The 25315-nt window shown below is 53.3% G+C and carries 21 protein-coding genes; 10 read left to right on the top strand and 11 right to left on the bottom strand.

The annotated features are described in order from the left end of the window. The first annotated feature begins 202 nt into the window (after positions 1-202). Positions 203-2053, top strand: coding sequence for an RNA polymerase sigma factor RpoD (gene rpoD / locus ACFIOZ_RS16045; RefSeq protein ID WP_386079624.1), 1851 nt, complete (start codon positions 203-205; stop codon positions 2051-2053). 90 nt (positions 2054-2143) lie between these two features. Here the strand turns inward: rpoD and ACFIOZ_RS16040 are convergent, their stop codons facing one another. Continuing rightward, a complete protein-coding gene (locus ACFIOZ_RS16040; protein ID WP_386079622.1) occupies positions 2144-3715 on the bottom strand; it encodes an AbgT family transporter in 1572 nt (523 codons plus the stop codon). A gap of 202 nt (positions 3716-3917) precedes the next feature. Further along, complete coding sequence (locus ACFIOZ_RS16035; RefSeq protein WP_386079621.1) at positions 3918-4565, bottom strand: hypothetical protein; 648 nt, start codon at positions 4563-4565, stop codon at positions 3918-3920. Between the two features lie 188 nt (positions 4566-4753). On the opposite strand from ACFIOZ_RS16035, the gene ACFIOZ_RS16030 reads away from it, so the two are divergent. Continuing rightward, the gene (locus ACFIOZ_RS16030) at positions 4754-6121 is read left to right on the top strand and encodes an L-serine ammonia-lyase (protein WP_386079619.1); all 1368 of its coding nucleotides are present in this window, start codon (positions 4754-4756) and stop codon (positions 6119-6121) included. An 11-nt stretch (positions 6122-6132) separates the two neighbouring features. Here ACFIOZ_RS16030 and ACFIOZ_RS16025 read toward each other — a convergent pair whose 3' ends face one another. Then, a complete protein-coding gene (locus ACFIOZ_RS16025) occupies positions 6133-7029 on the bottom strand; it encodes a LysR family transcriptional regulator (protein WP_386079618.1) in 897 nt (298 codons plus the stop codon). Positions 7030-7159: 130 nt separating this feature from the next. On the opposite strand from ACFIOZ_RS16025, the gene ACFIOZ_RS16020 reads away from it, so the two are divergent. The 4 genes from ACFIOZ_RS16020 (at position 7160) to mtgA (ending at position 11183) form a co-directional block, all read left to right on the top strand. Then, positions 7160-8143 (top strand): MBL fold metallo-hydrolase, encoded by a 984-nt coding sequence (locus ACFIOZ_RS16020; RefSeq protein ID WP_386079616.1) that lies wholly within the window; start codon positions 7160-7162, stop codon positions 8141-8143. Between the two features lie 41 nt (positions 8144-8184). Continuing rightward, positions 8185-9294 carry an S-(hydroxymethyl)glutathione dehydrogenase/class III alcohol dehydrogenase gene (locus tag ACFIOZ_RS16015; RefSeq protein ID WP_008956357.1) on the top strand — a complete coding sequence of 370 codons (1110 nt, stop codon included), beginning with the start codon at positions 8185-8187 and terminating at the stop codon, positions 9292-9294. Positions 9295-9601: 307 nt separating this feature from the next. Next, the gene (fghA, locus tag ACFIOZ_RS16010) at positions 9602-10456 is read left to right on the top strand and encodes an S-formylglutathione hydrolase (protein ID WP_088698843.1); all 855 of its coding nucleotides are present in this window, start codon (positions 9602-9604) and stop codon (positions 10454-10456) included. Positions 10457-10466: 10 nt separating this feature from the next. After that, positions 10467-11183, top strand: a complete 717-nt coding sequence (mtgA, locus tag ACFIOZ_RS16005; RefSeq protein WP_386079614.1) for a monofunctional biosynthetic peptidoglycan transglycosylase — start codon at positions 10467-10469, stop codon at positions 11181-11183. 15 nt (positions 11184-11198) lie between these two features. On the opposite strand, the gene ACFIOZ_RS16000 is transcribed toward mtgA, so the two are convergent. After that, on the bottom strand, positions 11199-11888 hold the full coding sequence (locus ACFIOZ_RS16000) for an EAL domain-containing protein (protein WP_386079612.1): 690 nt from the start codon (positions 11886-11888) through the stop codon (positions 11199-11201). Between the two features lie 146 nt (positions 11889-12034). Beyond that, on the bottom strand, positions 12035-12949 hold the full coding sequence (locus ACFIOZ_RS15995) for a DMT family transporter (protein ID WP_386079611.1): 915 nt from the start codon (positions 12947-12949) through the stop codon (positions 12035-12037). Between the two features lie 144 nt (positions 12950-13093). Here ACFIOZ_RS15995 and ACFIOZ_RS15990 point away from each other — a divergent pair, with 144 nt between their 5' ends. From ACFIOZ_RS15990 to ACFIOZ_RS15980, 3 genes are all read left to right on the top strand, one after another. Continuing rightward, on the top strand, positions 13094-13483 hold the full coding sequence (locus ACFIOZ_RS15990; RefSeq protein ID WP_088698839.1) for a DUF4168 domain-containing protein: 390 nt from the start codon (positions 13094-13096) through the stop codon (positions 13481-13483). A gap of 255 nt (positions 13484-13738) precedes the next feature. Further along, positions 13739-15649 (top strand): DUF294 nucleotidyltransferase-like domain-containing protein, encoded by a 1911-nt coding sequence (locus ACFIOZ_RS15985; protein ID WP_386079609.1) that lies wholly within the window; start codon positions 13739-13741, stop codon positions 15647-15649. Between the two features lies 1 nt (position 15650). After that, a complete protein-coding gene (locus ACFIOZ_RS15980) occupies positions 15651-16376 on the top strand; it encodes a 3'-5' exonuclease (protein WP_386079607.1) in 726 nt (241 codons plus the stop codon). 102 nt (positions 16377-16478) lie between these two features. Here ACFIOZ_RS15980 and ACFIOZ_RS15975 read toward each other — a convergent pair whose 3' ends face one another. The 4 genes from ACFIOZ_RS15975 to ACFIOZ_RS15960 all read right to left on the bottom strand — a co-directional run bounded on the left by ACFIOZ_RS15975 (position 16479) and on the right by ACFIOZ_RS15960 (position 21426). Next, a complete protein-coding gene (locus ACFIOZ_RS15975; RefSeq protein ID WP_386079605.1) occupies positions 16479-18119 on the bottom strand; it encodes a BCCT family transporter in 1641 nt (546 codons plus the stop codon). 232 nt (positions 18120-18351) lie between these two features. Then, entirely contained in the window at positions 18352-19227 is an 876-nt protein-coding gene (locus ACFIOZ_RS15970) for a glycine betaine ABC transporter substrate-binding protein (protein ID WP_386079603.1), read from the bottom strand. Positions 19228-19393: 166 nt separating this feature from the next. Beyond that, entirely contained in the window at positions 19394-20224 is an 831-nt protein-coding gene (locus ACFIOZ_RS15965) for an ABC transporter permease (RefSeq protein ID WP_386079602.1), read from the bottom strand. Then, positions 20224-21426, bottom strand: a complete 1203-nt coding sequence (locus ACFIOZ_RS15960) for a quaternary amine ABC transporter ATP-binding protein (RefSeq protein ID WP_386079600.1) — start codon at positions 21424-21426, stop codon at positions 20224-20226. The genes ACFIOZ_RS15965 and ACFIOZ_RS15960 overlap by 1 nt, the downstream gene beginning before the upstream one ends. A 382-nt stretch (positions 21427-21808) precedes the next feature. Between ACFIOZ_RS15960 and ACFIOZ_RS15955 the strand changes: the two genes are divergently transcribed. Then, positions 21809-22231, top strand: coding sequence for a hypothetical protein (locus tag ACFIOZ_RS15955; RefSeq protein ID WP_386079599.1), 423 nt, complete (start codon positions 21809-21811; stop codon positions 22229-22231). A gap of 210 nt (positions 22232-22441) precedes the next feature. Here the strand turns inward: ACFIOZ_RS15955 and ACFIOZ_RS15950 are convergent, their stop codons facing one another. Beyond that, positions 22442-23842, bottom strand: a complete 1401-nt coding sequence (locus ACFIOZ_RS15950) for a sigma-54-dependent transcriptional regulator (RefSeq protein ID WP_386079597.1) — start codon at positions 23840-23842, stop codon at positions 22442-22444. Positions 23843-23853: 11 nt separating this feature from the next. Beyond that, positions 23854-25299, bottom strand: coding sequence for an ATP-binding protein (locus tag ACFIOZ_RS15945; protein WP_386079595.1), 1446 nt, complete (start codon positions 25297-25299; stop codon positions 23854-23856). Positions 25300-25315: the final 16 nt, after the last annotated feature.

The raw sequence follows: 25315 nt of genomic DNA, 5'->3' as shown, positions 1-25315 counted from the left end.
TGAATTCCTAACGTTTCAGCACCAGATATAGGGTCAGCCACCGAGCGTTGGCCTAACCGAACAAACTAACACACCTGAATTACCGCGCAAATACGTTGGGCTGGAAAATTTCTTGCTTTTTACGCTATACTGTACGGCTTGTTGAGTTTAATCGATTCAGCGCTCCAGGTGTTTCATTCTTCTTCGTCGAGATAGGGTTTCTATGGCTGGAAATGCGCAGCAGCAGTCGCGTCTGAAGGAGTTGATCGCTCGAGGCAAGGAACAGGGCTACCTGACCTATGCCGAGGTCAACGACCATCTACCCGAGGATATCGCCGACCCGGATCAAGTGGAAGACATCATTGGCATGATCAACGACATGGGTATAAGTGTCGCTGAAGAAGCGCCAGATGAAGACACTTTGATGATGTCGGATCAATCCACGGACGAGTCCGCTGCGGAAGAGGCCGTAGCGGCCCTTGCCGCCGTGGAAAGCGATGTAGGCCGCACCACTGACCCCGTGCGCATGTATATGCGTGAAATGGGCACGGTTGAGCTTCTGACCCGTGAAGGCGAAATTGAAATCGCCAAACGGATCGAAGAGGGTACCCGTGAAGTGATGTCGTCTCTGGCCTATTTGCCGGGTGCCGTCGCGTCTATTTTGGACGCCTACGACGCCACCCAGGATGAAGAAGCGCCGGGACGACTTTCGGATCTGTTCTCTGGTTTCATCGATCCCGATGAGGGTATCCCCGGTGTTGCCGAAGCAGAGGTGCCCGAACCAGAACCCGAGTCCGAGCTTGAAGAGGATATCGACGGCGACGGTGACGATGAAGACGACGACTCCACGGCCAGCGAAGGCGGCCCGGATCCTGAAGAGGCGCGTGCGCGTTTCGAGCAGATTCGCGAGCAGAACGCCTTAGTCGAAGCGGCGTTTGCCAAGTATGGCCGCGGCAGTGCCGAGCTCAAAGCGGAACAAGCTCGTTTGGCAGTGCTCTTCTCGCCGATCAAGCTGGTACCCAAGCATTTTGAGCGCTTAGTGGGTCAAGTGCGTATCAGCGTTGAGCAAGTGCGTGCCCAAGAGAAAGCGGTCATGCAGCTGTGCGTGAAAAAAGCCAAGGTGCCGCGTAAGACGTTTATCAAGTCGTTCCCTGGTAATGAGTCGAGCAAAACATGGCTGGATGAGTTCCAGGCAGCGCAGAGCAAGTACGCTGACCGCCTTGAGCCGCTGCGCGCCGATATCGCCCGGGCTCAGCGCAAGATCGCCTTCGAAGAGGACATGGTGCAACTCTCCGTTGCCGATCTCAAAGAGGTCAACCGCAAGCTCTCTATTGGTGAGGCGAAAGCTCGCCGCGCCAAGAAAGAGATGGTTGAGGCTAACCTGCGCTTGGTGATCTCGATCGCCAAGAAGTACACCAACCGTGGTTTGCAGTTCTTGGATCTTATCCAAGAAGGCAATATCGGCTTGATGAAAGCGGTCGACAAGTTCGAATACCGCCGTGGCTATAAGTTCTCAACATATGCCACTTGGTGGATTCGTCAGGCGATTACCCGCTCGATTGCCGACCAAGCCCGCACCATCCGTATCCCGGTGCACATGATTGAGACGATCAACAAGCTCAATCGCGTATCGCGCCAGATGCTGCAGGAAATGGGTCGTGAGCCGACGCCGGAAGAGCTTGGCGAGCGTTTGGAGATGCCGGAAGATAAAGTACGCAAGGTGCTCAAAATCGCCAAAGAGCCGATCTCCATGGAGACGCCGATTGGTGACGACGATGACTCCCATTTGGGCGACTTTATTGAAGACGGCACTATGCTGCTGCCCATCGACATGGCCACCGGTGAAGGCCTTATCGAAGCAACGCGTAACGTGTTAGGCGGCTTGACCGCCCGCGAAGCGAAGGTGCTGCGTATGCGCTTCGGTATCGATATGAATACCGACCATACGCTGGAAGAGGTGGGCAAGCAGTTTGACGTGACGCGTGAGCGAATTCGTCAGATTGAAGCCAAAGCGCTGCGTAAGCTGCGTCACCCAAGCCGCTCCGAGCCGCTGCGTTCGTTCCTCGACGAGTAAATGTCGTAAGTAGCGATTGGGAGATAGAAAGTAAAAAGCCCGCCGTTCTTTGAACGGCGGGCTTTTTTTTGCCTTAAATGATACAGAGGGTTATAGCGTGTAGTAGGTGGCGGAGCCAGGGCCAACAGGTAAACCAAACACGAAAACCCAAATGAAGAACAGTAGACTCCACCCAATCAGCATAAACAGCGTGTAGGGGAGCATAAGAGCAACTAGCGTGCCGATGCCCATATCTTTCCGGTAACGTGTTGCTACAGCAAGGATCAGGCCGAAGTAGCTCATCATCGGGGTGATCAGATTGGTGACTGAATCACCGATACGATAGGCTGCTTGGATCACCTCTGGTGCGTAACCCATTAACATTAACATGGGGACAAAGATGGGAGCCGTTACCGCCCACTGCGCAGAGGCGCTGCCCAGCGACAGATTGACGAATGCACACATAATAATAAACAGAGCAAACAGGCCGGGGCCGCGTAGCCCGAGAGACTCCAGTAGATCCGCACCAGCAATCGCGGTCACGGTACCAAAGTTACTCCAGTTAAACAGGGCCACAAACTGAGCAGCGAAGAACACCAGAACGATGTATAGGCCCAGACTGCTCATACTTTTAGCCATGGCGTTTACCACGTCGCGGTCATTGTGCATGGTGCCTGCCAGGCGACCATAGACAAAGCCTAATAGGGTGAAGGACACCGCTACAATCACAACGATTCCGCGTAAAAATGGTGAGCCGCTTATCAACCCCGTTTCAGGGTTACGCAGTATTCCACTCTCAGGCACTACCATCACGGCGACCAGCGCGACTAATGCCAGCACTGCTAAGCCGGTGCCTTTTAAGGCGCGCTTTTCCGTAGAAGAAAGGCCTCCCATGCTTTGTTGGTCAATGTCGTCATCGGCGTAACCAGGATCAAATTTACCCAGCTTGGGCTCTACGATGCGCTCGGTGACCAGTCCACCAATCAGCGTCACGAAGAACGTGCTGGCAAACATAAAGAACCAATTGGCCTCTGCGCCGACCACATAAGCAGGGTCAAGCAGCCGGGCCGCTTCCTGGGTAATGCCTGAAAGTAATGGGTCAACTGTGCCGATTAGCAGGTTAGCGCTGTACCCCCCAGAGACGCCACAGAACGCAGCAGCTAGGCCCGCAAGGGGGTGCCGACCCAGTGACTGAAATATCATAGCGGCAAGTGGAATCAGTACCACATAACCAAGCTCTGCAGCCATATTAGACATGATGCCTGCAAAGACTACCGCGTAAGTAACAATTCGGGGGGAGCGGTTAAGTACCAGGGCGCGCATGCTCGCAGAAAGCAACCCCGAATGCTCGGCAACGCCTACACCCAGCATAGCCACCAACACGGTGCCAAGTGGTGCGAAGCTAGTGAAATTAGTGACCATTTCGGTGACCAATCGGCGTAAACCTTCTGCATTAAGTAAAGAGTTCACGGCGATCCACTCGCCCTCATTGGCGGGTCGTGGATCGGCTACGGAAACCCCCAGTGCAGCCGCAACACCGCTGGCGATAACCACCAATACGCAAAGTATTGCAAACAGTGTGACGGGATGAGGAAGCAAGTTACCTAGCCACTCAACGCTATCTAGAAAACGGGTGAAAAAACCACGCTGGAGGTTTTTTTCATCATCTTTGGTTTTATTCATAAGGTTTATGTCGTCAATGTAAGGGTTTGTAGTGAAAAATGTGGCTATGAAGCATAGCGAGCGACACTACGTTGAAGCGCAGCGGGTCGCAAACGGCTTTTTGCATAACGAGATTTGAAAAATGAAACGCCGTCTTGCCAAGCAAAGACGGCGTTTGTCACTAATCACTAGCGGGGCTTTAAAAAGCAAGTAAAGCGGGTCGTTAAGGAGAAGTTTGGCGGGCTATGTAGATGCGCCGAGCCATTAGCAGCAGTTCCAACGTAGCGATCAAAATTAGGCTATAACCGAGCAATTCGACGACTTCTTCAGCAACGCTCTTGAAGGTTCCCGAGTAGCTCTCTTCAAGAATGGCTTGCCAGAACTCCTGCCGCCCATACAGGCGCGAGAATATATAGGTGGTTAACACGCCTGCGGTAAACAGACCAAAGGCGAAGGTGTTGCTGTAATGTGCGAACTCCTCCAGGAAGCGTTGACGCTGTTTAATCACCCAAAAGAGCGTGGGAAGAATAATCAGCGCAACAAGTACCTTCCAAGTGTTATGAGCCACATAGTTATCTAAAAAGTGATCCTGCTCACGCACTAGAGAGGCGGCCACAAATGCCAGCAGCAGCAGTGTAACGGTAGGCCAGACTTTAAGTACCTGACGAATATAAATCAGCATGGCGCAGCAGGTGGCCAGCACCAGCGTTTGGGTAAATTCGGTAAAGCCCAGCTCAGAAAAGCGTACTGAGGGGAGATAGAGCGCCTCTAAATAGGCGCCTTGGGCAATTGCGCCAATAAACAGTACGTACAGCACCGCACGTACTAAGATGGTTTGAAACCCAATGGGCCAGGGAGGGGGGGAATACATACCGACATCCTTTGTGGGTAAGCAGCGTCGCTATTCGCATATTAAAACATGCATGGGTGAATGTTCATTATATCGTCACACTTATATGTTCGCACGTCGATATTGCGGTTAATCACTCGACGTTTGGGCGTCGACGCTGCAAAGTGTCCCATCGGCAGGTAATAACAGCGTTGTGAGGCGAAATAGACATGGCTATTAGTGTGTTTGATCTTTTCCGAATCGGTATCGGGCCATCAAGCTCCCACACGGTTGGGCCAATGCGCGCGGCGCGAGATTTTGCCTTGGCGCTTGGCGATACTCGCGTTACCCGGATAGTGGTAAGGCTGCATGGGTCACTTGCCGCCACCGGGGTGGGCCACGGTACCGATCAAGCCGTCATAATGGGGCTAATGGGTGAAGCGCCAGAAAATATCGATCCGGATACGATTGCGTCGCGCTTAAAACAACTTGCTGAAGGTGAACCCCTGTTGTTGGCCAATGGGCAACAGATTACGTTTGACCACTCTGTTGACGTGGAGTGGGATGAGACCTGCCTGCCGTTTCACCCCAATGCCATGGTGCTGAGTGCCTATTGTGATGATGAGCTGATAGCGACCAATACGTTTTACTCCCTCGGGGGCGGTTTCTATGTCGATCAGGCTAAGGCAGATCAAGGCGAGATGGGTGAAGACGCTACTGAGCTGACTTACCCCTTCAATACGGCTGCCGAGCTGCTCGGGTTATGCCAGCAGCATCAACTGCGCATTAGCCAGTTGATGCTGGAAAATGAAAAAGCCTGGCGTAGCGAATCGGCCATTCGTGAAGAGCTGATGACCATTTGGCACGCCATGAGCGACAGCATTGAGAATGGTCTGCGTGCGACTGGCCATTTGCCCGGTGGCTTGAATGTGCGCCGCCGCGCGCAACTGCTGCATCAACAGCTACTTAATCCACCGGCCAATCAGCGCCTGATCGTGTCGAGTTTTACCGTGATGGATTGGGTCAATGTCTTTGCCCTAGCGGTGAATGAAGAGAACGCTGCCGGGCGGCGCATGGTCACCGCCCCGACCAATGGCGCGGCGGGTATTGTGCCTGCTGTATTGGCGTACTACTTGAAGTTTGAGCCCGATGCCAGCGAGGCCGATGTGGTGGATTTTCTGCTTACCGCGGGGGCAGTGGGCATTCTATGCAAAAAGAACGCCTCTATTTCTGGTGCGGAAGTAGGCTGTCAGGGGGAAGTGGGCTCCGCCTGTGCCATGGCGGCCGCAGGGCTTGCTGAAGTGCTGGGCGGAACGCCGGGCCAGGTGGAGAACGCCGCCGAGATTGGCTTGGAGCATAACCTGGGTTTGACCTGTGATCCGGTGGGTGGGCTTGTGCAAGTGCCCTGCATCGAGCGTAATGCGATCGCCTCTGTCAAAGCGATCAACGCGGCACGAATGGCACTGCACGGTGATGGCGAGCACTTTATATCACTGGATAAAGTGATTCGTACCATGCGCGACACCGGCCGTGATATGCAGGATAAATACAAAGAGACCTCCAAGGGCGGGCTCGCTGTCAATGCCATCGAGTGCTAGCTCTTCAAGTGTTAAGCCAGCGGGTTATTGGGCAATAAGCTGTCAATGTTGGCGGCCAAGTAGTCGACCAACTGGCGTATTTTAGGCGACAGATGGCGGTGTCGAGGGTAGACCGCCCAGACAGCAGTATCGTGGTGTCGAAAGGGCTCAAGTACGGCCACCAGCTCACCGCTGGCCAAGTAGGGGCCAACATAATAGTCGGGCAGTTGTGCAAGCCCCAGCCCTTTAAGTGCGGCATCTAATAAAGCCGGGCCTGAATTGGCGCTCCAGCGACCTTCTACGCGCACCTCGCGACGCTGACCGTTCACTTCAAACAACCAGTTAGGCCGTGAACCGATAAGACAACGATGCTGGTTAAGCTCGCCCAACGTGTGCGGGCGTGGCGCTTGGCGAAAGTAGCTTTGTGAACCGACGATATACTCGCGGCGGTCGCAAAGGCGCTTGGCGATAAGGCTGGAATCCTTCAACACCCCCATCCGAATGGCAATGTCGTAGCCCTCCTCAATCAGCTCCACCGGCCGGTTAGTGAAATGCAGGTGGATGTCCAACTGTGGATGTAAACACTGAAAATCATTAACGAGGGGGGCGATAAAGCGTTCACCGAAGGTGGTGGCGGAGGTAAGTTTAAGCAGTCCATTGGGCTTATCCTGAAGTTCACTAAGTGCCTGCTCGGCATCCCGTAGACCATCAAATAGATGGCGGCAGTTCTCCACGTAGGTAGTGCCTGCATCGGTTAAGCGGATCTGGCGGGTGGTGCGGTAGAGCAGTTGTACCCCTAACTGATTTTCGAGCTGACTAACCAGACGGCTGATATGGGAGGTCGATACCTTCAGGTGACGGGCCGCGGCAGAGAAGGTGCCTAAACGCACCACCTCGACAAAGGCTTCGATACGGCTCCAGTGCTGCATGCTAACTCCCTGGGTCAATAGCGATTGTTGCTGTGTGGCAATAATCTTGTGAGTGTATCCCGGTTTATCAAGGGCGCCTAGCTGGCCTACACTGCTACCATCGGTAGCTTAACAATGGAGCCTTTTGCTTATGTCTATATCCTTATCTCAATGGTCGCGTGGTGCCTTGGCAGTGGCCGTGAGTGCTGGCTGGGCAGTGACTGCCCAAGCAGAGCTACCCACTCAGCAGCAAGAACAAGCGCCGGGCTGGTTTCGTATGATGGTCGGGGAGTATGAGGTGACCGCTCTATACGATGGTCATACGGCTATTGATACCTCCTTGCTAAAAGGCATGGAGCAAGAAGAGATTCTCCGCCACTTGGATGCGTTATTCATTGATGCAGAGAGTGGTATGCAAACCGCGGTAAACGCTTTTCTTATTCACACTGGCGAGAATCTCGTGCTAGTTGATGCCGGTTCTGCCGCCTGCTTTGGCCCCTCTTTGGGCCAGGTAGAGAGCAACCTGCGTGCTTCTGGCTACTCGCCAGATGATGTCGATACGGTGCTGATGACCCACCTCCATCCTGATCACGTATGCGGTTTGGCCGATGAGAATGGCGAAGCGGTCTACCCCAATGCGGAATTGCGTGCCAGCCAGGCAGATGCTGACTTTTGGCTGGATGAGGAGCGTGCAGCAGCGGCCCCTGAGTCTGCCCAGGCCTTCTTTACCATGGCCCAAGAGGCGGTAGCGCCTTATCAGGAGGCTGGTCGTTTCAATCCCTTCACGGCAGGTGATGAAGTGCTAATGGGAATCGTTGCCCAAGATACCCATGGCCACACCGCCGGGCACTCAAGCTTTATGCTCAACAGCGATGATGACGCCATGCTGGTATGGGGTGATGTGGTGCACAGTTACGGCGTTCAATTTGCCGACCCTACTGTTGCCATTGAGTTTGACTCAGACCCCGAGCAAGCCATTCGCACTCGAGAAGAAGTGCTCGAAAGCGCGGTTGAAGATAAACACTGGGTGGCTGGTGCCCATATGCCATTTCCTGGTATTGGTCATATCACCAAAGATGACCAAGGCTATCGCTGGTTGCCGATTGAATTCGGCCCGGTAACCACTGATAAGTAACGTCTTAGTTTTTCTGAAGTAACGTACATTTAGGAGTCAAAATGAAGTCACGCGCAGCTGTTGCACTGGAAGCGGGCAAGCCGCTTGAACTGGTTGAGATTGATGTGGAAGGCCCGAAGGCTGGGGAAGTGCTGGTTAAAATGGCCGCCACGAGCGTCTGCCATACCGACGCTTACACGCTCTCCGGCGCTGATCCAGAGGGTAATTTCCCTGCCGTGCTGGGCCATGAAGGTGCTGGCGTTGTGCAAGAAGTGGGTGAAGGTGTCACCAGTCTAAAGCCGGGCGATCATGTCATTCCGCTCTACACTGCGGAGTGCGGCAAGTGTAAGTTCTGTCTGTCGGGTAAAACCAACCTGTGTGGCAGTGTGCGCGCTACCCAGGGGAAAGGGGTAATGCCTGACGGTACTTCGCGTTTCTCACTCGATGGCAAGATGCTCCATCACTATATGGGCACCTCCACGTTCAGTGAGTACACCGTGCTACCTGAAGTCTCCCTGGCAGTGGTTTCCAAAGAAGCGCCCATGGATAAAATCTGCCTGCTGGGTTGCGGGGTTACCACCGGTATCGGTGCGGTGCTGAATACCGCTAAAGTAGAGCCGGGCGCCACGGTGGCTGTGTTTGGTCTTGGAGCTATCGGTTTGGCTGTTATTCAAGGCGCTGTAATGGCCAAGGCGGGGCGTATTATTGCCATCGACGTCAATGCGGATAAATTCGAGCTGGCCAAGCAGTTTGGTGCTACCGACTTTGTGAACCCGAAAGAGTACTCAGACCCCATCCAGCAGGTCATCGTCGATCTGACCGATGGTGGCGTCGACTACTCCTTTGAGTGCATCGGCAATGTCAACGTGATGCGTTCGGCGCTGGAGTGTTGCCACAAGGGCTGGGGCGAGTCGATCGTGATCGGTGTCGCCGGTGCAGGCGAAGAGATCTCCACACGTCCGTTCCAACTGGTTACCGGTCGGGTCTGGAAAGGTTCTGCTTTTGGCGGTGTAAAAGGCCGCAGCGAACTGCCGGGCTACGTTGATCGTTATATGAATGGTGAGATCAATATCGACGATTTCATTACCCACGATATGCCGTTCGAGAAAATCAACGAAGCTTTCGATTTACTGCATGCGGGTAAGAGCATTCGTACCGTGCTGCATTACTAGGCTCAGCACGATTAGGTGCCTGCCAGGGCAAGTTTCCGCGAGGGCGCTGTGAACCCATCCATGGGCGCTACTTTTGACATCTGACCGCCATGGATGGCGGGAATGCCGGAATTGTCGGGAATACTTTCCGGCCCTGTCAAAAGACCCTCACTCCAACTTACCCTGGCAATCTCTTATAAGGGGGTTTTATAAGTAGTCAATTACCCTGTGCACTACTAGGTCTAGCATTATTAAGTAGTATAGTAAGAACGTTTAAAACGCGGTGGGACAGACCTGCCGCGTTTGCTGCATTTAAAGGAACCTGCCCATGAGCATGAGTGAAACTTTAGAACTGGTGTCTGCCAACCGTAGTTTCGGTGGCTGGCATAAGCGCTACCGCCACTACTCCCGTGCGCTGGATTGCGACATGATCTTCGCCGTTTACTTGCCACCCCAGGCTGAAAACGAGCGCGTGCCGCTGCTTTGGTGGCTTTCGGGACTTACCTGTAATGACGAAAATTTCATGCAGAAAGCGGGCGCTCACCGTATTGCCGCTGAACTGGGCGTGGCGATTGTGTGCCCTGATACCAGCCCACGGGGTACTGACTTGCCCGGGGAGCATGAAAGTTATGATTTAGGCTCTGGGGCCGGTTTTTACGTCAATGCCACCGAGTCTCCCTGGAAGTCTCACTATCGCATGTATGACTATGTGATTGAGGAGCTGCCTTCCGTGGTGCGTCAGCACTTCCCGGTCAATGGGCGTGAATCGATTAGCGGGCACTCAATGGGGGGGCACGGGGCGTTGATTCTGGCGCTACGTCACCCTGGGCGTTTCCGTTCTGTGTCGGCTTTCTCTCCAGTGGTCAATCCGATGAACTGTCCTTGGGGGCAGCAGGCGTTTAACGCCTACCTGGGAGATGATCAGGCTCGCTGGCGCCAGTATGATGCTTGTGAGCTGGTAGCCAACGGCGCATCACGCCAACGTCTGTTTATCGACCAAGGTGAAGCGGATCAGTTTCTGGAGGAGCAGCTTCAGCCCGAGCGTTTAGAAGCCGTTTGCGAAGAGCACGATCACCCGTTAACGCTGCGCCGCCAGCCGGGCTACGATCACAGTTACTTCTTTATAGCCTCGTTCATTGAGGATCATCTGCGCTATCATGCAGACCACCTCATGAAGCGTTAAGGATAACGGGATGCTCAATCGCTCGCTGCGTCGTTTTATGCGCCTGCTATGGCGGATTGTTTGGCGCGGCGTTTTGGCGTTTGTGCTGCTGTCAGTTGCGCTGGTACTGCTGTTCCGGATCGTTCCTCCTCCGGGTTCGATGGTGATGGTCGAGCGCAAAATAGAGAGCTGGATTCACAGCAATCCGATTCGCATACAGCGCGAGTGGCGGGGATGGGATTCGCTCTCTACTAATGCCAAGTTGGCAGTGATTGCGGCTGAGGATCAGCGCTTTCCGCACCACCAGGGGTTTGACCTTGTCGAACTGCGTCGCGCGTTGCAGGCCAGCCAAGATGGGGGGCGACTGCGTGGTGCCAGTACCTTGAGTCAGCAGACGGCGAAAAACGTTTTTCTATGGACTGGTCGTAGTTGGACGCGTAAAGGGTTAGAAGCATGGTTTACGCTGCTGATAGAAATACTGTGGAGCAAGCAGCGTATTTTGGAGGTCTATCTCAACGTCGCCGAGTGGGATCGCGGTGTATTTGGGCTGGAAGCTGCTGCTCAGCACTATTTTGGCGTCTCTTCTAATTCGTTAACTGAACGTCAGGCAAGCCTTCTTGCGGCTATTTTGCCCAGCCCGCTGACGCGCAGCGCCGCACGCCCCGATGCCCAGGTTGAGCGGCGAAGCCAGTGGATTCGCCAGCAGATGCGTAACTTAGGTGGAGCTGATTACTTGCAGCATCTATAGCTGTTTTTGGCCTCGTTAGCCATATTTAGCGTCATCGATCTCCGCCAGAGCTTCTAGGTTGGGGTGGGAGAAGTAATAGCCTTGTTGCATGGGAATGCCTAGCGTCAGCAGACAGCGCGACTCCTCACGGGTTTCTACGCCCTCAGCAATCAGCTTTGTCTCCAGTGTTTTTGCTAGCGCCACCAGGCTACGTAGTATAGCTTGGCGGCGCTTGTCGCTATCGCACTCCATTACCAGATCACGATCGATTTTTAGCGTATCAGGTCGCAGATCGGTCAACAGATCAAGGTTGGCGTAACCGTTACCAAAGTCATCCAGCGAAGTGGTAAAGCCCATTTCGCGATAGCTCTCAATAATGGTGCGCATATGAATGCGGTCTTTGACCCGCTCGGTTTCGATAATTTCGAAATTGAGCCGCTCGGTGGGCCAGCCAACACGATGGGCTGTTTCCAGAGTGGCTTGAATGCACGCCTGTGGTTCGTAAACGGCATTGGGCAGAAAATTGATAGAGAGCCGTTCCCGCATGCCCAGTTCGCTGGCGAGTTCAATCGCTTTAATGCGACATGCCTGGTCAAAACGGTACATCAACTCATCGGTTACCTGTTCCAGTATTGAAAAAGCGGACTCACCGTTGGGGCCGCGTACTAACGCTTCGTAGTAAATAATTTGTCGCTGACTGACATTGACGATCGGTTGAAATGCCATCGTGAATGCAAAAGGTACCGGAGAGTCGCAACGGTTACAGTGTCCGTTCACTCTCGCACAGTGATGGTGTGCTGACATGTTTAATCCAAGCCCTGGTCTACAGCTGTCGTTAATTATAAAAAAGCGCGTTAATTATAATAAGCGCGTCATCGTCTAATCGCCATCACCACCCCAGTAATGGCAACCAACATCCCCATAAGTCCTAGCATGGGAAGACGTTCGTCAAAAAGCCACCACGCCTGCAGCGCTGTAACCGGTGGCACAAGATAAAAAAGACTCGCCACACGCGAGGCTTCCCCTTTTTTAATCAAGGCCATGAGTAACAGGATAGCGGCAATTGAGAGAATCAACACCAGCCAACCCAAGGTGAGGAGAAAGGTGCTGCTCCACTCCACTTGGCGGCTCTCAAATAAAAGCGCCCCTATCCCGAGCAGCGCGCCCGCCGCCAAGTACTGAATCACTGCCCCGGAAAGAAGCGGCATACTGGTGCAGTACCTCTTCTGATAGAGAGTACCCAGCGAAATCCCCATCAAGGCTGCGGTGACACACAGCAGAGCGCTAATGCCGAAACCGTCAAACAGCGACTCGCCCACCTCAAGCTTACTACCCAGCACTAGACTGATACCTATTAGGCCCAGTCCTAGCCCTAACCATTGACGCCAAGCGAGCTGCTCGCCTAACAGTGGCCCGGCGAAAGCGGCGGTCAGGAGCGGCTGAAGCCCGACCAGTAGCGCTGCTAAACCGGCGGGCATGCCCAGGTAAATGCCATAGAAGACACCCCCCAAGTAGGCCCCATGAACTAGAAAACCCGATATTGCGATATGTGTCCATAACCTGGGTGATGATGGCCAGGGTATTCGCATCACTACTACCAGTGGAATCAGCAGCAGTAGCGTGAGTACAAAGCGAATAAACAGGAACGTAAAGGGTTCTGCATACGGCAGCCCGAATTTAGCGCCGATAAAGCCGGTACTCCAAAGCAGCACAAAAAGTGCTGGCATGGCGGCAAGCCCTGCCGAGGATAGGTTTTTGTGACGTAATTCGTTGAATTTTCTATACATGTGCTTTCCGTAGTGGCGGGCGTAATTCGATTTTTTGATACATTATGTTCTTTTTGTTACCAGCTTTTACATAAAAAATTGAACCTGGTTGAATACGGCGCGTCACAGTGGGCACATACACAACGCAATACTGAGGTTTCTTTTATGCAACGTATGACTGCTCTGTTCTCCGCTGCCCTGCTCGCGACCGGCCTGATGACGGCTACTGCCCACGCCCAAGAAGAGCAAGGCGCTGCACAAGATCCTATGGCAACCCAGCAAGCACCTGCCCAGGACTTCTCTGACGATCAGCTCCAGCAGTTTGCCGATGCTTCTCAAGAAATTGCGGTTATTTCCCAGGAATATACCCAGCGTCTGCAGGAAGCGGAAGATGAATCAGCGCAACAGGAAGTGCGCACCGAAGCTAATGACCGCATGATCGAAGTGGTTGAAGATAGCGGCCTAGATGTTGATACCTTCAACGCTATTGGTCAATCTATTCAACAAGACCCGGAAATGATGCAGCGCGTGCAGGAAATGGCTAACCAGTCGTAAGTCATACTTGCTGAACGCTATCGAGGTCATTTTTGCTAATGTTGGTACTGCTTATATAGCAAACTTTACCTAGCAGTCTAAATGACTTCGGCCACAAAGCCCGATGCTTAACTGCATCGGGCTTTTTTATTGATCGTTCAGCTCAAGGATAGTTTTATTATGCTTGGAGGGGTTTACCTGACTTAGCCTTCCCGCCACACTTTAGGTAACGCGTTGGTTATCCCGCCTATTGTCCGGCAAGCCCAAGGAGTCCGTATGGATGTCGAGCTGTTAGAAATACGTCAACATATGGGGCGGTTTCCCCCTTTTGATGGGCTGTCGGATGATCTCCTAGATGCCATTGCTGAGCAGGTGGAAGTGAGCTACTTCAAAACCGGCAGCAGCATATTGGCGCTCAACGAGATGCTCAATGATCTTTGCTATATCCGCAGTGGGGCCGTGGAAGTTTATCGTAGCCAGGGAGAGCTATATAACCGCTTAGGTGAGGGCGATATTTTTGGCCACTTTAGCTTGCTGCGTAACCATAAGGTGCGTTTTCCCGCTCAGGCGATTGAAGATACCCTGATCTACTTTATTCCCAAGGCGGTCTTCCTTCGGCTGTGCGAGGAGGATGAGCACTTTGCTGATTTCGTAGAGCTGGAACGACCGCGTCTTGAGAGCGCTGCCGAGCAGCAGAAGAAGTCCAACGATATGATGGTCACCCGGATACGCAAACTGCTGACCCGCTATCCGGTAATGGTGGAAACATCTACCAGCGTTCAGCACGCCGCACAGCAGATGAGCGAAGCACAAGCATCCGCACTGCTGGTAATAAAAGAGGGAAGTGATAACCCACGCTACAGTTTCAAAGATAGTGAAGGCCAGACTTGGCAGATGTGCGGGATTTTAACCGACAGCGATTTTCGTACCCGCGTGGTGGCCGAGGGGCTATCGCCGCAAACCGCGGTCGGTGAGGTGGTTTCCTCAAGGCTAATCACCATTCAATCGGACGCCTCTGTTTATGAGGCCATGCTGACGATGCTGCGCAGCAACGTACATCACCTCCCTGTATTGTATCGTCAGCGCCCGGTGGGCGTGGTGCACCTTTCGGATATTATCCGCTACGAGACCCATAGCGGCCTCTACCTGGTCAGCAATATTTTTCATCAGTCCAGCACCCAGGGGCTCGCACGCTTGGCACCGGATGTGAGCGCGGCATTTGTGCGTATGGTGCAAGAGGGGGCTAATTCGCAGATGGTGGGCAGCGCGCTATCCACTATCGGCCGTAGCTTTACGCGGCGGTTGCTGGAAATGGCCGAAGCGGAACTGGGCCCACCGCCGGTGCCTTACTGTTTTATGGTCAATGGCTCAATGGCTCGCAACGAGCAGAGCATTGTCACCGATCAGGATAATGCGCTGATCCTATCCGACGAGTTTAATCCTGAAGAGCATGATGACTACTTTTACGCCCTGGCTAAAATAGTCAGCGATGGCTTGGACGCCTGTGGCTATACCTACTGCAAAGGCGATGTTATGGCGACTAATGCTCAATGGCGTCAGCCGCTCAGCGTTTGGAAGAGCTATTTTCAGGATTGGATGGCCAAACCAACGCCTGAACGACTGCTTCACAGCTCGATTTTCTTTGATCTGGATAGTTGCTACGGCGAAGACCTCTATGTCGAAACGCTGCAGGATTTGATTGCCGAAACAGCGCCAAAATCACCGCTGTTTTTAGCCGCCATGGCGCGCAACGCACTGAACCGTACGCCACCGCTGGGGTTTTTCCGCACCTTTGTGATGGAGCAGGATGGCAAGCACAACAACTCGATCAACTTGAAGCGCCGCGGCACGGCGCCGATGGTGGATTTGGTGCGTATTCACGCCTTGGCCTGCGGCTCAAAAGCGCAAAACTCATTTCAGCGCTTAAATGACATCAGCAAGACCCAGCTATTGGCGAATGGTATGAGCGACAAGCTGAGCTACGCATTTGAATTTTTATGTATGTCGCGGATTCGCCATCAAATGATCGATCTTCAGGAGGATCGTCTGCCGGATAACAATATTGAGCCTGAAAACGTGGCGGATAGCGAACGGCATACCCTCAAAGACGCTTTTCAGGTGTTGAGCAACGCGCAAAAGTTTCTGAAATACCGCTACCCTATGCCCGCCCAGCGGCAGGGGCGTTAAGATGTTCGGTATACGCCCACGTCAGAAAATTACCCAGGCCGACTGGAAGGGCTTCATGGCTCAGCGGGCTCAGCAGGCGAAAAATCCTGCGCTTCAGCAATTTTTTGGTACACCGTTGCCTGACCCTGAAACGCCCATTTCCGAGGTGCCCATGGTGGCGCTGGACATGGAGACCACGGGGCTGGATGAGAGGCGACATGCGATTGTTAGTATCGGCCTTGTACCCTTTACGTTAAATCGTATCAAATTGGCTGAGCGGCGTTACTGGGTAGTGAACCCTTCAAGACCGTTAGCAGAAGCCTCAATTACCTACCACCATATTACCCACTCAGAGATCGCCCATGCGCCGGACTTGGACGAGATCCTGGACGCACTGTTGGCCCAGTTAGCAGGTCGCCTAGTGGTCGTTCATTTTCGCAATATTGAGCGGCCCTTCTTGAACGCGGCTGTCAAAACCCGGCGTGGGGAAGGGGTGCTGTTTCCGATGATTGATACCATGTCGCTGGAAGCGCGGCTGCATCGCCAGACCCTGTGGGCGCGTTTTCGCCGCTGGCTGGGACGCCCACCGGTTTCTATACGCCTGCACGCAAGTCGTGAGCGCTACGGCTTGCCCGCTTATCAGGGGCATCATGCCCTGGTCGATGCGCTGGCCACCGCAGAGCTGCTGCAGGCCCAAATTGCCACCCACTATCGACCCGACACGCCCTTGAAAGATATGTGGTGTTGAAGGCTACCAGTCCACATACCCATAAAAAAACGGGCAACCCATACTGGGTTGCCCGTTTTACTTAGGCGCTAAATTACACCAGGCGATCGATTTAAAACAGCGCTAGACCGCCTTGGGTTCGCTCATCAATCCTTTGACGATGGCATAGCAGGCCACCAGTAGAATGATGGTGAACGGAAAGCCGGTAGAGACCGCCATGGTCTGCAGCGCGGTTAGGCCACCGCCGAGCAGCAGTGCAATCGCAATCGCGCCTTCGATGATTGCCCAGAACACACGCTGGGGTGTCGGTGCATCGACCTTGCCGCCAGCGGTGATGGAATCAATCACTAGCGAGCCGGAGTCAGAAGAGGTGACGAAGAACACGATTACCAACACAATCGCAACGAATGACGTGATCTGTGATAGCGGCAGTTGCTCCAGCATTATGAAGAGCTGTAGATCCACCCCGGCATCACGTACGGCTTCAATACCCTGACTCACATACTGGTCAATAGCGGTGCCACCGAAGGTGGTCATCCATAGAACCGACACAACAGAGGGCACGATAAGGACAGAGATCAGGAACTCGCGAACGGTACGGCCACGGGATACACGGGCGATAAACATACCGACGTACGGAGACCAGGAGATCCACCACGCCCAATAGAAGGCGGTCCAGCCCTGGCTGAAGTTGGCGTCTTCACGGCCGAAAGGATTCGACAGTGCAGGCAAGTGCATCGCATAGCTCCATAGGTTCTCAAAGAAGCCAGTGAGAATCAGTAGGGTAGGGCCAACCGCAATCACAAAGAACAACAGCGCTGCCGCCATGGCGATGTTGATTTTGGAGAGCAGTTGTACGCCCTTATCAACACCTGCAACGATAGAGGCGATAGCAATCATCGTAATGCCGATGATCAAAAGAATCATGGTGATATCGCTTTCCGGCGCGCCAAACAGGTAGGTAAGGCCCGCGGCGGCCTGGGTAGCCCCTAGGCCGAGTGATGTGGCCAAACCAAACAGCGTGGCAAACACCGCCAGGATATCGATCAAATGGCCTGGCCAACCCCAAACGCGCTCGCCCAAAATCGGGTAAAACACAGAACGCATGGAGAGTGGCAAGCCCTTATTGAATGAGAAAAGTGCCAGGGAAAGTGCAACAACGGCATAAATCGCCCAGGGGTGTAGGCCCCAGTGGAAGATGGTTGCTGCCATGGCCAACGCTTCCGCACCAGCAGCATTACCTTCCGCGCCCGCCAATGGCGCCCAACTGCCCCCATCAAACGAGGTGCCAAAGTGCGCCAGCGGCTCATTAACGCCGAAGAACATCAGGCCAATGCCCATGCCCGCAGCAAACAGCATCGAGAACCAGCCCATATAGGTAAAATCCGGTTTGGCTTCAGCGCCACCAATACGGATTTTACCTAACGGTGAAAAGATCAGGCCAACACACAAAATAACGAATATATTCGCCGCGAGGATAAAAAACCACGCCAGGTTGCCGGTTAAAAAGCTGAAAATGGCGTCATAAATAGGCGCGATGGTGTCTTGCAGCGCAAGGGTTAGTACCACAAACAGCAGCACGATAACGGCTGAGATACTGAACACTTTGCCATGGAGATCAAGATTGAGACCCAGGGTGCTGGTGGTGATGTTGTCTTGGCCGATAACGTAATCGGTATCAATCAGATTAGCCGCACCCTCTGGGGCAGGTATGCCCTCAGAGACCGGTTCTTCAGGGGGGCGTTTATCGTCGTGGTTATCCACAGAAGCCTCTCTATTTAGATGAAGTAGTAGGTTTTACAGAAACCAAAATGTGGTCATCAGCCAGCATTGCGTGGCGCGCGCTCAGGTGCCCACAATAGCAAATCTGTTATGACACTATTCAACGCAATATGAACCTTGGCGCTTAAACAGTACTTAATAGCAGTGCTTAAAACAGTTCTTAAAACGACAACAGAGGGCCAAAGCCCCCTGATGTCGTGACTGCTTGGCCCGTTTAGCTATCGAGCCACTCTGCAACTACGTCTTGGTTATCTTCAACCCATTGCTTCGCGTTTTCGTAGGGATCGCTGCCATCTTCCTGGTTCATTAGCATGACTTCGCCCATCTGCTCAGGCGTCCACTCGAAAGCGTCGAGAATCGCATACGCTTCGGGCATATCATCTTCCAGGCCTTGGCGAACCGCAGTATGGATCTGCTCCGCGCCACCATAGACGTTCTCAGGATCTTCTAGATACTTCAGATCAAAGCGGGCAAACATCCAGTGGGGTGTCCAGCCAGTAACAACGACATCTTCTTCGTTGTTGATCGCGCTGGATAACGCGGCGGTCATGGTGGCGCCGCTGCCGCTCCGCAGGTTCAGCTCAAGGTCATAGGTATCCACAACCTCTTCGGTGAGGCTCATTAAGCCTGCACCGGGGTCAATACCGATGATCTCGCCATTAAAGCTGTCAGCGTTATCGTTAAGGTCGGCAATCGAGTCGACGTCGGTATACTCTGGAACCACAAGGCCCAGCTTGGTGCCGTCCAGATTGGGGCCCAGGTCTTCAATGCTATCACCCAGGCGTTCCATATAATCGGCGTGAGTGGTCGGCAGCCAAGCGGCAACGATAGCGTCCGCATCGCCAGTGGAGAGCGCTTGGAACATGGCCGCCGCTGAGAGTGAGGTTAGGTCAACCTCATAGCCTGCCTGCTCAAGCACTGCGGCAATGACGTTAGTAGAAGCGACTTCGGATGACCACTCCACGTAGGCCAGGTTAACCGTGCCTTTCTCTTCTTCGGCCTGTGCCGCGCTGCTGACGGCAACGCCTGCACCTGCTAGCAGTGCCAGTGACGCAAGACGGATACGGAGGTTCAATGTGCGATGTTTCATTCACTTTCTCCCTTGGGTATAAATTTATTAACGTACACAATCAACAACAAACAGAGCTGCTACAAAATACAGCATGGTGAGCGTAGAGCGACTTAGCAAGCTAATGGCTCAACGCAGCCGCTTCTGCTTTCTTACTTTATCGTTTTACGCTACCCGTGCATTTTCGCTATTGCCGGGTTTTTCTTAGTGACTGTGTTAAGCGGTCAAGCAGCATGGCCAGAATAACCACGGCGATGCCTGCTTCAAAGCCGTCGCCAGGGCGCAAACGTTGAATAGCACGCCATACTTCGCTGCCCAGGCCATCCGCACCAATCATGGCGGCAATGACCACCATGGAGAGAGCCAGCATAATCGTTTGGTTGATACCCGCCATAACGGTGGGCAGTGACAGCGGTAGCTGTACTTTGATTAGCTTCTGACCACGGGTGGCGCCGTAGGCATCAGCCGCTTCGATCAGCTCCACCGGTACTTGACGAATACCCAGGGTGGTAAAGCGAATTGCCGGGGGCATTGAGAAAATCACCGTAGCAAAAATTGCCGAGACCGAGCCAATCCCGAAAAAGGGAATCGCCGGAATCAAATAAACGAAGGCAGGCATGGTCTGCATAAAATCCAGGATCGGCATAATGACCCGATAAAGCCGATTGGAGAGCGCCGCCGCAATACCTACCGGTAGCGCGATGACCACCGCCACCATGGTAGCGAACACCACCAGCGTGAGGGTCTCGATCATCGGATTCCAGAGGCCCAGATTCCAAATCAGTGCCAAGCCAGCGACGGCGCCGATTGCAAGCCGAGAGCCCGCCAGCTTCCAGCAGAGCAGTGCTATCAACGCGAGCAGCGCCCACTCAGGCAACCACATCAAGCTGTCATTTAAAACATCGATGCCGGTTTGAGTGAAACGCGATATACCGCGGGTAACCAAGGAGTATTCGCTGGTCAACCAAGTCAGACCGCTTTCAATCCAATCACCTAGCGGGATGCGTGGGATATCCATTATTGCTCTCCTGCTCGTGCCAGTTCATCGAGTACTGCGCCTTTAACCACCACACCCAGTAGCTGTTCCTGCTTATCAATAACGGCGATAGGGAAGCTCTTTTCACTAAACATGGCGAACAGGTTGTGCAGTGGTTCATCCATGGGGACTTTGCGGAAATCCTGGGTTAAGTAGGGGATGATTGAGTCGGCACCCTCAGCAATTGCCCGGCCGGCGGCATCGGCCTCAAGCAGGCCGAGCAGGCGGCGGTCGCGGTCAACCACATAGATAGAGTCGATTGCATGGTCACGCATGCGGTGTAGTGCCGTGCGTGGGCCATCGCTATCCCGTGCGGTGGAGCGCAGTGGCCGCATGGCACTCTCGGCGGTCAAGATACGCGCTCGGTCAACGCCTTCGATAAAGCGCCGTACGTAGTCGTCTGCTGGTTTGGTGAGAATCTCTTCCGGTGTGCCGATTTGTACCACTTCGCCATCTTTCAGCAGCACGATGCGGTCGCCAATATTGAGCGCCTCATCCAAATCGTGGGTAATAAAGACCGTAGTCTTCTGCATTTTGGATTGCAGCTGTAAAAGCTCTTGCTGCATATCTTTGCGAATCAGCGGGTCGAGCGCGGAGAAGGCTTCATCCATCAGCAGAACGGTGGCATCGTTCGCCAGTGCGCGGGCTAGACCAACCCGTTGTTGCATGCCGCCGGAAAGCTGGTTGGGGTAGGCGTCTTCCCAGCCCTCCAGGCCCACTTGTTTCAGCGCGTTGTGAGCAATTTTTTGCCGCTCAGTCTTCTCTACGCCGCGAATTTCCAAACCGAACTCGGCATTTTGCTGCACAGTGCGGTGGGGAAATAGCGCGAAATTTTGAAATACCATAGAGAAGTGACGGCGGCGACACTCCAGCAGCGCTTTCTCTTTTAGCGTCGGAATGTTTTCACCGTCGATAATGATTTCACCTTCGGTGGTTTCAATCAGACGGTTCAGGCAGCGGATCAACGTCGATTTGCCCGACCCTGATAGCCCCATGATGACTAGCAGTTCGCCTTCATAAACATCAAACGAAATATTGGATAGCCCTAGCGTCTGGCCAGATTTCTCCAGAATTTCGGGGCGTTTCATTCCCTGGTTACGTAGCTCAATGGCTTTTTGTGGGTGCTTGCCAAAGACTTTGCTCAAGCCGCGCACTTTAATTTTGACAGGTCGTGTCTCATCCATCGGCGATGCCTTTTTGTTGAACAGAATGGGCATATGTCACTAATTAGCCATTCATAAAGAAATAAGAGCTTGAGTCGAATAATTTATTAAAAATTATTATACATAGGTAGGGCCAGTGTGTCACAACGGCTCGCTCAACGGGGCAATTAACGTTACATGTGTCATTTTTCACCCATCCAAGGCGTTTCGTTGCGCGCTTATAGGGATACGCTTTATTTGTTTTAAATATATGATTTTAATTGTTTTATTTATTTTTTATTAGGTTTGGCACGTAAAGTGAATGGGCTGGGTGTAAGTAACCTATTATCTGTATAAGGCTGGTTAGCCATTATCCAGTGATACGTTTAGAAACATACGGTGTTAGCAATGGAGGTGGGTAATTATGGATAAGCATCACGACCACATTGAGAGTAAGCAGGTTTCCAACCGCCCACGCTGGTTAACGCTATGTATGATGGCGACGGCAGCAAGTGTACTTGTATTAGCTGGTTGCGGTGACAATGAAGAGGCAGCACCGCCTGCGGATGAAGCCGCTCCCTTAGAACAGGACGCGTCTACTCAGGCAGAGCCGAGCATGAACGAAGAGCCCGCGATGGAGCAGGATCCTGGTTTAGGTGATGATCCCGCCGCAGAAAACAGTATGTCACAGCCGGAAGGAACGATGTCTGAGGACTCCATGCCAGACAACACCATGGACGAGCCCGCAGAAGGTACGATGAATCCTGATGAGGACGAGCCTGGCTTTGGTGAAGGTACTGACCCGATGCCCGGAACGGAAGATGACGAGAATTCAACCGTTAATTAATTAGTTAAATTTTAAGTAACTGTTTTTAATCAACTGTTTTAAGTTTGAGCAAGTGTACCGCTCCCTACGATGGTAAATCGACCCAGCTGTTTGTTCCCTGCGGCTGCTCCACACGGTTTACCATCCTTTCTGCCCCCGCGCCCGCGGGGGTTTTTTTTGCCTGCTTCTAGCTAAAATGTGTCGTGTCGCGATTTAGTCGTGTCATGGTGGTTACTCTTCACTATCTTCCAGACGGCGATAGAGCGTCCGACGAGCAATTCCAAGAACTTCGGCAGTGCGCCGCTTGTTCCCACCGGTGGCTTCCAGCACTTTGTTAATATAGCGTTTTTCGACCTCTTCTAAACTGGGCCAGCGGATTGGCGGTGGCGTTGGCATCTGCCCGCCTGCTAGTACTTCGCCGCTCACAGTGGGCACCAGAGGGCTACCGGTTTCAACCGTCGATTGTTCACGCAGACGCTCGGGCAGATCTTTATAGCTGAGTGAACCATCTTCGCTTAGGGTAACGGCCCGCATAATGGCGTTTTCCAGTTCGCGAACGTTACCGGGATAGGCGTAGTTGAGCAGGTTATTGAGTGCTTCTGGCTCGATTTGCTCAATCTGTTTACCCTGGGCTTCCGCGTGCTTATCGATAAGCGCAAACACAAGGTGCTCAATATCGGTACCGCGTTCGCGCAGCGGGGGGATGCGCAGTGAGAATGTCTCCAAGCGGTAGAATAAGTCGCTGCGGAAATTCTCCTGCTCGATCTCCTTTTCCAGGTTGCGGTGGGTCGCGGCGATAATTCGTACATCAACCGGCTCTTCTCTTTCTCCACCCACCGGGCGCACGGTCTTTTCCTGTAAAGCACGCAGTAGTTTAGCCTGGAGATTGATAGGCATTTCACCAATCTCATCTAAAAACAGGCTGCCGCCCTGGGCGCTTTGGAAGAGTCCTTTGCGCGCTTCATTAGCTCCGGTAAAGGCGCCTTTAACATGGCCAAAGAACTCACTCTCCATCAAATCCGCAGGAATACTCGCACAGTTAACCGGTACAAATGGCTGGTCATGGCGAGGGCTTTCCTGGTGAATGGCGCGGGCAAGTAGCTCTTTGCCGGTGCCGCTTTCTCCCAAGATCAGAATGGGGGCATCGCTTTTGGCAAGGCGGGAGGCGTCATGAAATAGCGTCTGCATGACCTGGCTCTTACCCACAATGCCATGGAAGTGGCTAATTTCAGCGTCGTGGGAAACTGCCAAACGCTGGCGTTCCAGCACACGAAATACGGCATCGCGGATGGCATCAAGGTCTAACGGCTTGGTTAAAAAGTCGTCAGCCCCTAGCTTTAGTGCCTCAACTGCCTGGTCGATGGTACCAAAAGCGGTAATGACAATAATGCCCAGCTCACTGCCCGCCTGGCGGAGCTGTTGGAGTAGTTGAATGCCGGTCATGCCCGGCAGTCGCACATCGGTAATCACCAATGAGACGGAGGTGTGGCTTAGTAAGGCGATTGCCTCTTCAGCGCTAGGGACGCCGAGCGTTGTGTAGCCTGCATCCTGCAGTTCTTCTTCTAATAACTCGCGTATAGCGGCGTCATCTTCCACCACCAACAAAGGTAAAAGGGATTCCTGTTGGGTCACAAACGTTGTCCTCACGCGGATGCGGTTTCACTAATAGGTAGTGTAATTTCAAATCCAGCGCCGCCAAGGGCGCTGTCAAACACGCCGATCGTACCGCCGTGGTCGTTAATAATGCGATGTACCATAGAGAGTCCCAACCCGCTGCCTTGGCCGACCGGTTTGGTAGTGAAAAAAGGGTCGAACACTTTATGGTGATGAGAGCTGGGTATTCCCGGCCCGTCATCTTCCACCCACAGTATCAATTCGTGTTCTTGCTGCTGGGCGTGTACCCGAATTCGGCTTACTTCGGGGGCTTGCGCGGCATTGCGCAGTAAATTGGTCAGCACCTGTACAATTTGTTGGCCGTTAGCGAGTAAGTTGGGTGTCGGCTTCGGTAATTCAATGTCTAAACGAATATTGCGTGGTTCCAGCTCATCTTCCACTAGGTCTTTGGCACTTATAATAAGCTGATCGAGCGCCAGTTCACCTTTTTCTACGTTATGTTGACGGCCTAATTCCATCAGTTGGCGCACAATTTCAACGATGCGCTCAACCTCACCGCGTATGCGGCCCAACCTCGCTCGCTCGTCATCACCAATAACACTGCGACGAGCCAGGCGCTGGGCCTGGCCATTAATCACCGTCAACGGCGCACCTATCTCGTGGGCCACGCCGGCTGCCAGTACGCCCAGCTCAGCCAGCTTTTTCGATTTACGCAGGCGCTTTTCAAGCTCTATTTCGCGCCGCTGACGCTCCTCGATTTCATGGTCTTTCTCGGCCATCGCGTCCAACATGCCATTCAAACCGGAAGCGAGGCGGCGGTACTCGGTGGGGCCGTTTTCAGTGGCACGCTGGCTGCGATCACCATCTTCTACCAGCAGCATTACGTGCAGTAGCCGGTTGAGCGGGCGCTCAATATGGCGCCGGAAGCCCCACCAAATACTAAACACGATCCCGGCGGCACCAATCACAAACACCAACACGGCCACAATGCTGATAAACCCCGTGTAGTTCTCAATACCGGTATTTAGCCGATTGACCTGTAGTACGCCATACACAGTGCCATCTTGGGAGCGCAGTGGTGTCAACGCAGAGTAGTAGTTCCAACCATCATGTTGGCGATAATTACTATATAAGTCATCGCGCTCAATGACTTGCTGAATCTCTTCGCGACTGAAAATATCTTTACCAAGGCCCAGGCCGTAAATATCACGACCCTGAGTATCGAATACATAAGCGCCGTAAATGCGGTGAAATGAGAACGCTGACTGAAGCGCTTCTTCAAGCGGTGTGCTGCTATCTGGTGTCACCGCGTAGCTGAGCGAAGAGCTCAGCGTGCGGGTAATAATCTCCACTTCCGTTTGTAGCTTCGAGCGTACGTTATCCTCAAGCGACTTGATCGCCACTAAGCTAAACACCACCAGGATGACAAACAGCGGCACAATCACCGTCAAAATAATTAAATTGCGTAATCGCATGGGGCATCCATGGTGG

This window comes from Vreelandella sp. F11, assembly GCF_042466685.1.
Taxonomy (GTDB): Bacteria; Pseudomonadota; Gammaproteobacteria; order Pseudomonadales; family Halomonadaceae; genus Vreelandella.
Note: the sequence above shows the minus strand (reverse complement) of the source record. Positions and strands in the feature narration are given on the sequence as shown.

Coding starts and splice junctions, on each gene's coding strand:
- rpoD (WP_386079624.1), top strand. CDS start 203: ATGGCTGGAAATGCGCAGCAGCAGTCGCGTCTGAAGGAGTTGATCGCT.
- ACFIOZ_RS16040 (WP_386079622.1), bottom strand. CDS start 3,715: ATGAATAAAACCAAAGATGATGAAAAAAACCTCCAGCGTGGTTTTTTC.
- ACFIOZ_RS16035 (WP_386079621.1), bottom strand. CDS start 4,565: ATGTATTCCCCCCCTCCCTGGCCCATTGGGTTTCAAACCATCTTAGTA.
- ACFIOZ_RS16030 (WP_386079619.1), top strand. CDS start 4,754: ATGGCTATTAGTGTGTTTGATCTTTTCCGAATCGGTATCGGGCCATCA.
- ACFIOZ_RS16025 (WP_386079618.1), bottom strand. CDS start 7,029: ATGCAGCACTGGAGCCGTATCGAAGCCTTTGTCGAGGTGGTGCGTTTA.
- ACFIOZ_RS16020 (WP_386079616.1), top strand. CDS start 7,160: ATGTCTATATCCTTATCTCAATGGTCGCGTGGTGCCTTGGCAGTGGCC.
- ACFIOZ_RS16015 (WP_008956357.1), top strand. CDS start 8,185: ATGAAGTCACGCGCAGCTGTTGCACTGGAAGCGGGCAAGCCGCTTGAA.
- fghA (WP_088698843.1), top strand. CDS start 9,602: ATGAGCATGAGTGAAACTTTAGAACTGGTGTCTGCCAACCGTAGTTTC.
- mtgA (WP_386079614.1), top strand. CDS start 10,467: ATGCTCAATCGCTCGCTGCGTCGTTTTATGCGCCTGCTATGGCGGATT.
- ACFIOZ_RS16000 (WP_386079612.1), bottom strand. CDS start 11,888: ATGGCATTTCAACCGATCGTCAATGTCAGTCAGCGACAAATTATTTAC.
- ACFIOZ_RS15995 (WP_386079611.1), bottom strand. CDS start 12,949: ATGTATAGAAAATTCAACGAATTACGTCACAAAAACCTATCCTCGGCA.
- ACFIOZ_RS15990 (WP_088698839.1), top strand. CDS start 13,094: ATGCAACGTATGACTGCTCTGTTCTCCGCTGCCCTGCTCGCGACCGGC.
- ACFIOZ_RS15985 (WP_386079609.1), top strand. CDS start 13,739: ATGGATGTCGAGCTGTTAGAAATACGTCAACATATGGGGCGGTTTCCC.
- ACFIOZ_RS15980 (WP_386079607.1), top strand. CDS start 15,651: ATGTTCGGTATACGCCCACGTCAGAAAATTACCCAGGCCGACTGGAAG.
- ACFIOZ_RS15970 (WP_386079603.1), bottom strand. CDS start 19,227: ATGAAACATCGCACATTGAACCTCCGTATCCGTCTTGCGTCACTGGCA.
- ACFIOZ_RS15965 (WP_386079602.1), bottom strand. CDS start 20,224: ATGGATATCCCACGCATCCCGCTAGGTGATTGGATTGAAAGCGGTCTG.
- ACFIOZ_RS15960 (WP_386079600.1), bottom strand. CDS start 21,426: ATGGATGAGACACGACCTGTCAAAATTAAAGTGCGCGGCTTGAGCAAA.
- ACFIOZ_RS15955 (WP_386079599.1), top strand. CDS start 21,809: ATGGATAAGCATCACGACCACATTGAGAGTAAGCAGGTTTCCAACCGC.
- ACFIOZ_RS15945 (WP_386079595.1), bottom strand. CDS start 25,299: ATGCGATTACGCAATTTAATTATTTTGACGGTGATTGTGCCGCTGTTT.